The sequence below is a fragment of the Photobacterium sp. Ph5 genome (genome assembly GCF_022129445.1).
Lineage (GTDB): Bacteria > Pseudomonadota > Gammaproteobacteria > Enterobacterales > Vibrionaceae > Photobacterium.
The window spans coordinates 1-6,553 of sequence record NZ_JADQAQ010000089.1 but is presented as its reverse complement, the minus strand read 5'-3'; the positions used below and the strand labels follow the sequence as shown (position 1 = coordinate 6,553).

The 6,553-nt window shown below is 44.8% G+C and carries 15 protein-coding genes; all 15 read left to right on the top strand.

Annotation, left to right across the window (positions count from 1 at the left end):
- The coding region (rplP, locus tag I3259_RS19665) for a 50S ribosomal protein L16 (RefSeq protein ID WP_238031369.1) at positions 1-251 on the top strand (251 nt) is incomplete at its 5' end.
- Positions 251-442: a 50S ribosomal protein L29 gene (rpmC, locus tag I3259_RS19660; RefSeq protein ID WP_005370998.1), complete on the top strand. Its 192-nt coding sequence runs from the start codon at positions 251-253 to the stop codon at positions 440-442. The genes rplP and rpmC, both read left to right, overlap by 1 nt.
- Positions 442-696: a 30S ribosomal protein S17 gene (gene rpsQ / locus I3259_RS19655; RefSeq protein ID WP_005370996.1), complete on the top strand. Its 255-nt coding sequence runs from the start codon at positions 442-444 to the stop codon at positions 694-696. The genes rpmC and rpsQ overlap by 1 nt, the downstream gene beginning before the upstream one ends.
- Positions 697-862: 166 nt before the next feature.
- Entirely contained in the window at positions 863-1,234 is a 372-nt protein-coding gene (rplN, locus tag I3259_RS19650) for a 50S ribosomal protein L14 (protein ID WP_005370993.1), read from the top strand.
- A gap of 12 nt (positions 1,235-1,246) precedes the next feature.
- On the top strand, positions 1,247-1,558 hold the full coding sequence (gene rplX, locus I3259_RS19645; RefSeq protein ID WP_008988080.1) for a 50S ribosomal protein L24: 312 nt from the start codon (positions 1,247-1,249) through the stop codon (positions 1,556-1,558).
- Between the two features lie 15 nt (positions 1,559-1,573).
- On the top strand, positions 1,574-2,113 hold the full coding sequence (gene rplE, locus I3259_RS19640; RefSeq protein ID WP_005370989.1) for a 50S ribosomal protein L5: 540 nt from the start codon (positions 1,574-1,576) through the stop codon (positions 2,111-2,113).
- Positions 2,114-2,128: 15 nt separating this feature from the next.
- Positions 2,129-2,434: a 30S ribosomal protein S14 gene (gene rpsN / locus I3259_RS19635; RefSeq protein WP_005370985.1), complete on the top strand. Its 306-nt coding sequence runs from the start codon at positions 2,129-2,131 to the stop codon at positions 2,432-2,434.
- A 36-nt stretch (positions 2,435-2,470) separates the two neighbouring features.
- Complete coding sequence (gene rpsH / locus I3259_RS19630; protein ID WP_005370983.1) at positions 2,471-2,863, top strand: 30S ribosomal protein S8; 393 nt, start codon at positions 2,471-2,473, stop codon at positions 2,861-2,863.
- A gap of 12 nt (positions 2,864-2,875) precedes the next feature.
- Positions 2,876-3,409 carry a 50S ribosomal protein L6 gene (gene rplF / locus I3259_RS19625; RefSeq protein ID WP_238031368.1) on the top strand — a complete coding sequence of 178 codons (534 nt, stop codon included), beginning with the start codon at positions 2,876-2,878 and terminating at the stop codon, positions 3,407-3,409.
- Between the two features lie 9 nt (positions 3,410-3,418).
- Positions 3,419-3,772, top strand: a complete 354-nt coding sequence (gene rplR, locus I3259_RS19620) for a 50S ribosomal protein L18 (protein WP_005370979.1) — start codon at positions 3,419-3,421, stop codon at positions 3,770-3,772.
- Positions 3,773-3,784: 12 nt separating this feature from the next.
- Entirely contained in the window at positions 3,785-4,282 is a 498-nt protein-coding gene (rpsE, locus tag I3259_RS19615) for a 30S ribosomal protein S5 (RefSeq protein ID WP_005370977.1), read from the top strand.
- A gap of 5 nt (positions 4,283-4,287) precedes the next feature.
- On the top strand, positions 4,288-4,467 hold the full coding sequence (rpmD, locus tag I3259_RS19610) for a 50S ribosomal protein L30 (RefSeq protein WP_045032680.1): 180 nt from the start codon (positions 4,288-4,290) through the stop codon (positions 4,465-4,467).
- 4 nt (positions 4,468-4,471) lie between these two features.
- Positions 4,472-4,906 carry a 50S ribosomal protein L15 gene (gene rplO, locus I3259_RS19605; protein WP_005370970.1) on the top strand — a complete coding sequence of 145 codons (435 nt, stop codon included), beginning with the start codon at positions 4,472-4,474 and terminating at the stop codon, positions 4,904-4,906.
- A 22-nt stretch (positions 4,907-4,928) separates the two neighbouring features.
- Positions 4,929-6,254, top strand: a complete 1,326-nt coding sequence (secY, locus tag I3259_RS19600) for a preprotein translocase subunit SecY (protein ID WP_005370968.1) — start codon at positions 4,929-4,931, stop codon at positions 6,252-6,254.
- 31 nt (positions 6,255-6,285) lie between these two features.
- Complete coding sequence (rpmJ, locus tag I3259_RS19595; protein ID WP_000868186.1) at positions 6,286-6,399, top strand: 50S ribosomal protein L36; 114 nt, start codon at positions 6,286-6,288, stop codon at positions 6,397-6,399.
- Positions 6,400-6,553 lie beyond the last annotated feature (154 nt).

Sequence of the window (6,553 nt, the reverse complement as noted above, 5' to 3'; positions counted from 1 at the left end):
CTCGTCATATCAAACGTCAGGGCCAAATCTGGATTCGTGTATTCCCAGACAAACCAATCACATCTAAGCCTCTTGAAGTTCGTCAAGGTAAAGGTAAGGGTAGTGTGGCTTACTGGGTTGCTCAAGTTCAACCAGGTAAAGTTCTATACGAAATGAACGGTGTTTCTGAATCACTAGCACGTGAAGCATTTAACCTTGCTGCACGTAAGCTACCAATCAAAACCACTTTCGTAATTAAGGCGGTGATGTGATGAATGCACAAGATCTACGCGCTAAAAGCGTTGAAGAGCTGAATGCAGAGCTTGTGAATTTGCTACGTGAACAGTTTAACTTGCGCATGCAAGCTGCTACTGGTCAACTACAGCAGACTCACAACTTAAAAACTGTACGTCGTGATATCGCACGTGTTAAAACCGTTCTGACTGAGAAGGCTAGCGCATAATGAGCGAGAAAATTCGTACTCAGCTTGGTCGCGTAGTTAGCGACAAAGGCGATAAGTCTATTGTTGTTGCTATCGAGCGTAAAGTGAAGCACCCGATCTACGGTAAGTACATCACACGCACGACTAAGCTTCATGCACATGACGAAAACAACGAGTGTGGCCTAGGCGATACAGTTGAAGTTCGTGAATGTCGTCCAATGTCAAAGACTAAGTCTTGGACACTGGTACGAGTAGTTGAAAAAGCACGTATCTAATTACTGACTTTTCAGCTATTTAAGTTAGCGGCCCTGAAAAATTTAGGGCCGTTCATTTTTTATCTACCCATCGAGCGAAAATGGTGTTATTATTCGCCGCCTTTGAAGAAAAGGCATATCGACTCGTTTTGGGTCTAGATGTTTAAAAAATTAGCGGAGCACTAACATGATCCAAATGCAAAGTATGCTTGATGCAGCGGATAACTCCGGCGCACGTAGCGTAATGTGTATTAAGGTTCTGGGTGGTTCTCACCGTCGCTATGCACATATCGGTGACATCATCAAGGTTACAGTGAAGGAAGCAATTCCTCGCGGTAAAGTTAAGAAAGGTGATGTACTGAAAGCGGTGGTTGTACGCACCCGTAAAGGCGTTCGTCGTCAAGATGGCTCTGTCATTCGCTTTGACCGTAATGCTTGCGTATTGTTGAACGACAACACTGAGCAACCTATCGGTACCCGTATTTTCGGCCCTGTGACTCGTGAACTTCGTAATGCGAAATTCATGAAGATTGTATCACTAGCGCCAGAAGTACTTTAAGGAGCGACTATAATGGCAGCTAAAATCCGTCAAAACGACGAAGTTATCATTCTTGCTGGTAAAGACAAAGGTAAGACTGGTAAAGTAACTAAGGTTCTAGCAACCGGTAAAGTTATCGTTGAAGGTATCAACATGGTTAAGAAACACCAGAAGCCAGTTCCGGCAATGGGTGTTCAAGGCGGTATCGTTGAGCAGGCAGCTGCGATCGATGCGTCTAATGTTGCTATCGTTAACGGTCAAGGTAAAGCGGACCGTGTAGGCTTCCGATTTGAAGACGGCAAAAAAGTTCGTTTCTTCAAGTCGACTGGCGAAACTATCAAGTAAGTTTGGAGTAGTACTATGGCGAAACTGCATGATTACTACAAAGAGACTGTTGTAAAAGAGCTTTCTGAAAAGTTTGAATACAAGAGTATCATGCAAGTCCCAAGGATCGAAAAGATCACACTTAACATGGGTGTGGGCGAAGCTATCAACGACAAGAAGCTGCTAGAGAATGCTGCTGCTGACATGACTGCAATTTCAGGTCAGAAGCCGCTAATCACTGTAGCACGTAAGTCAGTTGCCGGCTTTAAGATCCGTGAGGGCTACCCTATTGGCTGTAAAGTAACCTTACGTGGCGAGCGTATGTGGGACTTTTTCGACCGTCTAATTTCAATTGCTGTACCGCGTATTCGTGACTTCCGTGGTTTAAACCCTAAGTCATTCGATGGTCGTGGTAACTACAGCATGGGCGTTCGTGAGCAGATCATCTTCCCAGAAATCGATTTCGATAAAGTAGATCGTGTACGTGGTTTAGACATCACTGTTACAACTTCTGCTAAATCTGATGAAGAAGCTCTAGCTCTACTGTCTGCTTTTAACTTCCCATTCCGTAAGTAAAAGTAAGGGTTACTAATGGCTAAAGAATCTATGAAGGCACGCGAAGCTAAACGTGCCAAGCTAGTAGCTAAGTTCGCTGAAAAGCGTGCAGCGCTAAAAGCTCTAATTAGCGACGTGAATGCGTCTGAAGAAGATCGCTGGAATGCAGTGCTTAAACTTCAGTCACTACCACGTGATTCTGCGAAGTCTCGTCAGCGTAATCGCTGTAACCAGACTGGACGTCCACACGGCTACCTACGTAAGTTCGGTCTTAGCCGTATCAAGGTTCGTGAAGCTTGCATGAAAGGCGAGATTCCGGGTCTACGTAAAGCAAGCTGGTAATCCAGTAAGCAATTCAGAATCACGGAGTATTAACTTATGAGCATGCAAGATCCGATTTCGGATATGCTGACCCGTCTTCGTAACGGTCAGGCAGCGAAAAAAGTTGCTGTAAAAATGCCATCTTCTAAGCTTAAAGTAGCTATCGCTGCTCTACTTAAAGAAGAAGGTTATGTGGCTGACTACACCTTATCTGGTGATGTTAAGCCTGAGCTAGAAGTTACTCTTAAGTACTTCGAAGCTAACCCAGTTATTGAGCAAATCCAACGTGTATCACGTCCTGGTCTACGCATCTACAAGAAAAAAGATGCGCTACCATCAGTGATGGGTGGCCTTGGTATTGCTGTTGTTTCCACTTCCAAGGGTCTTATGACCGACCGTGCTGCACGCAAAGCGGGTCTTGGCGGTGAGATTATCTGCTACGTAGCATAATAGGAGTAGGATATGTCTCGTGTTGCAAAAGCACCTGTAGTTATTCCTGCCGGCGTAGAAGTTAAACTTAACGGTCAGGAAATTACTGTGAAAGGTAGTAAAGGCGAATCAGTTCGTACTATCCATGATGCAGTAGTTTTAACTTTGGAAGAGAACAAAGTTACTTTCGGTCCTCGTGAAGGATTCGATAAAGCTTGGGCACAAGCAGGTACTGCTCGTGCACTAGTGAACAATATGGTTGTTGGTGTTACTGAAGGCTTCACTAAGAAGCTGACTCTTAAGGGTGTAGGTTACCGTGCTGCTATTAAAGGCAACGCTGTAGGTCTAACTCTAGGTTTCTCTCATCCAGTTGAGCACGAACTTCCAGCAGGTATCAAAGCTGAATGTCCATCACAAACTGAAATCGTACTTACAGGTACTGATAAGCAGTTAGTTGGTCAAGTAGCTGCTGATATTCGCGCTTACCGTAGCCCTGAGCCTTACAAAGGTAAAGGTGTTCGTTACGCCGACGAAGTTGTGCGTACTAAAGAAGCTAAGAAGAAGTAAGGTAACACTATGGATAAGAAAGCATCTCGTATCCGTCGTGCGACCCGAGCACGTCGTAAGATTGCTGAACTGGGCGCAACTCGCCTAGTTGTACACCGTACTCCACGTCACGTGTACGCTCAGGTAATTGCACCGAACGGCTCTGAGGTTATCGCAGCCGCTTCTACCGTAGAAAAAGCGATCCGTGAGCAAGTTAAGAGTACCGGAAACAAAGACGCTGCTACAGCTGTAGGTAAAGCTATTGCTGAGCGCGCGATTGAAAAAGGCATCTCTAACGTTGCATTCGATCGTTCTGGTTTCCAATACCACGGCCGTATCGCTGCACTAGCAGAAGCTGCTCGTGAAGCTGGTCTGAAATTCTAAGGTAGGCGGAAGATGGCTAACGAAAAGACACAATCAGATTTGAATGAAAAGCTGATCGCTGTTAACCGTGTTTCAAAAACGGTTAAAGGTGGTCGTATTTTCAGCTTTACTGCACTAACAGTAGTTGGTGACGGTAACGGTCGCATCGGTTTTGGTTACGGTAAAGCACGTGAAGTGCCTGCTGCAATCCAGAAAGCGATGGAAAAAGCACGTCGTAACATGGTTACAATTGCAATCAACGAAGGTACTCTTCACCACGCTGTTAAAGGTCGCCACACTGGTTCTCAAGTGTACATGCAACCTGCATCAGAAGGTACTGGTATCATCGCCGGTGGTGCAATGCGTGCAGTGCTAGAAGTTGCGGGTATCCGTAACGTACTAGCTAAAGCATACGGTTCTACTAACCCAATCAACGTTGTTCGCGCAACAATTGATGGTCTTAGTGGAATGAACTCTCCAGAAATGATCGCTGCTAAGCGTGGTCTTTCTGTTAAAGAAATTCTGGAGTAATCGACATGGCTAAAACTATTAAAGTAACCCAAACAAAGAGCTCTATCGGTCGTTTACCGAAGCATAAAGCTACTTTGCGTGGCCTAGGCCTTCGTCGCATCAACCACACTGTAGAACTTGAAGATACTGCTTGCGTACGCGGCATGATCAACAAAGTTCACTACATGGTTAAAGTTGAGGAGTAATCGTATGCGTTTGAATACTCTATCACCGGCTGCCGGTTCTAAGCCTTCTGCGAAGCGCGTAGGCCGTGGTATCGGTTCAGGTCTGGGCAAAACTTGTGGCCGTGGTCACAAGGGTCAGAAATCACGTTCAGGTGGTTCTGTACGTCCAGGCTTCGAAGGCGGTCAAATGCCTTTGAAACAGCGTCTACCAAAATTCGGTTTTACGTCTCGTAAGAGCCTTGTAACAGCTGAAGTTCGTCTAGCTGAGCTAGCGAAAGTTGAAGGTGATGTTGTAAGCCTTGAAACACTAAAAGCTGCGAATGTTATCACTAAGGACATTAAGTTCGTGAAAGTTGTACTTTCTGGTGAAATCGCTCGTTCAGTAACAGTGAAAGGCCTACGCGTTACTAAAGGCGCTCAAGCTGCTATCGAAGCTGCCGGCGGTAAAATCGAGGAATAATTAACTCGAGGATGAGGTACAGATGGCTAAACAACCAGGACAAGATTTTCGTAGTGCACAAGGTGGCCTAGCAGAGCTTAAGTCACGCCTATTATTCGTATTAGGTGCGATCTTAATATTCCGAGCAGGTTCTTTTGTACCTATTCCTGGTATTGACGCTGCTGTACTTGCCAGTCTGTTCGAACAGCAAAAGGGTACCATCATTGAGATGTTTAACATGTTCTCTGGTGGTGCACTCTCGCGTGCTTCTATTTTAGCACTGGGCATAATGCCGTATATTTCTGCGTCCATTATTGTTCAGTTGCTAACAGTAGTTCATCCAGCACTAGCTGAGTTGAAGAAAGAAGGTGAGGCTGGCCGTCGAAAGATTAGTCAGTACACTCGATACGGTACGCTTGTCTTGGCAACTTTCCAAGCAATTGGTATTGCAACGGGGTTACCAAGTATGATTCCAGGGCTTGTACATAATCCAGGCCCTAGTTTCTATTTTGTTGCAGTGGTTAGTTTGGTTACCGGAACCATGTTTTTAATGTGGTTAGGTGAACAGATTACCGAGCGTGGTATTGGTAACGGTATATCTCTGATTATTTTCACTGGTATCGTTGCTGGTCTACCGCCAGCGATTGGACAGACCGTAGAGCAAGCGCGTCAAGGCGAATTGCACGTACTTCTTCTACTGTTAATTGCAGTTATATCTTTTGCTGTTATTTACTTTGTAGTGTTCATGGAACGTGGTCAGCGTCGTATCGTCGTTAACTACGCCAAGCGTCAACAAGGCCGTCGTGTCTTTGCTGCGCAGAGCACACACTTGCCGTTGAAAATCAACATGGCAGGTGTTATTCCAGCAATTTTTGCATCAAGTATTATTCTTTTTCCGGGGACGCTGGCTCAGTGGTTCGGTCAAAGTGAAGGTTTAGGTTGGTTAAGTGATATTTCACTAGCTTTAAGTCCTGGTCAGCCTTTATATGTAATGCTTTATGCGGCAGCAATTATATTCTTCTGTTTCTTCTACACCGCGTTGGTATTTAATCCACGCGAGACAGCTGATAACTTGAAGAAGTCTGGTGCATTTATACCTGGTATACGCCCGGGTGAACAGACCGCAAAATATATAGATAAAGTGATGACGCGTTTGACTCTTGCAGGTGCGTTATATATTACATTTATCTGTCTGATCCCCGAGTTCATGATGATAGCATGGAATGTACGCTTCTACTTTGGCGGCACTTCCCTACTAATCGTAGTTGTTGTTATTATGGATTTCATGGCTCAAGTTCAGACACATTTGATGTCTCAACAATATGAGTCAGTTTTGAAAAAGGCTAATCTGAAAGGCTACGGTCGCTAAGTTTAGTTATCCATATTTACGGAGTTTAGCAATGAAAGTTCGTGCTTCCGTTAAGAAAATCTGCCGTAACTGTAAAGTTATCAAGCGCAACGGTGTTGTGCGTGTGATTTGCAGTGAGCCAAAGCATAAACAACGCCAAGGCTAATTAGCAGAAATATTTCTTGCAAATTGAAGATAGGTTGGCTACATTAGCCAACCATATTTTGTTATGTGCAAAAGAATTGTACCACCGCTGCGTATCCTCAACGGGCTCTGCAGCGGTTATTCTTGTAAAGTACTAGGAGTGAATAGTGGCCCGT

Bases quoted from the DNA above. Each gene is read 5' to 3' on its own strand.
- rpmC (WP_005370998.1), top strand. From the start codon at position 251: ATGAATGCACAAGATCTACGCGCTAAAAGCGTTGAAGAGCTGAATGCA.
- rpsQ (WP_005370996.1), top strand. From the start codon at position 442: ATGAGCGAGAAAATTCGTACTCAGCTTGGTCGCGTAGTTAGCGACAAA.
- rplN (WP_005370993.1), top strand. From the start codon at position 863: ATGATCCAAATGCAAAGTATGCTTGATGCAGCGGATAACTCCGGCGCA.
- rplX (WP_008988080.1), top strand. From the start codon at position 1,247: ATGGCAGCTAAAATCCGTCAAAACGACGAAGTTATCATTCTTGCTGGT.
- rplE (WP_005370989.1), top strand. From the start codon at position 1,574: ATGGCGAAACTGCATGATTACTACAAAGAGACTGTTGTAAAAGAGCTT.
- rpsN (WP_005370985.1), top strand. From the start codon at position 2,129: ATGGCTAAAGAATCTATGAAGGCACGCGAAGCTAAACGTGCCAAGCTA.
- rpsH (WP_005370983.1), top strand. From the start codon at position 2,471: ATGAGCATGCAAGATCCGATTTCGGATATGCTGACCCGTCTTCGTAAC.
- rplF (WP_238031368.1), top strand. From the start codon at position 2,876: ATGTCTCGTGTTGCAAAAGCACCTGTAGTTATTCCTGCCGGCGTAGAA.
- rplR (WP_005370979.1), top strand. From the start codon at position 3,419: ATGGATAAGAAAGCATCTCGTATCCGTCGTGCGACCCGAGCACGTCGT.
- rpsE (WP_005370977.1), top strand. From the start codon at position 3,785: ATGGCTAACGAAAAGACACAATCAGATTTGAATGAAAAGCTGATCGCT.
- rpmD (WP_045032680.1), top strand. From the start codon at position 4,288: ATGGCTAAAACTATTAAAGTAACCCAAACAAAGAGCTCTATCGGTCGT.
- rplO (WP_005370970.1), top strand. From the start codon at position 4,472: ATGCGTTTGAATACTCTATCACCGGCTGCCGGTTCTAAGCCTTCTGCG.
- secY (WP_005370968.1), top strand. From the start codon at position 4,929: ATGGCTAAACAACCAGGACAAGATTTTCGTAGTGCACAAGGTGGCCTA.
- rpmJ (WP_000868186.1), top strand. From the start codon at position 6,286: ATGAAAGTTCGTGCTTCCGTTAAGAAAATCTGCCGTAACTGTAAAGTT.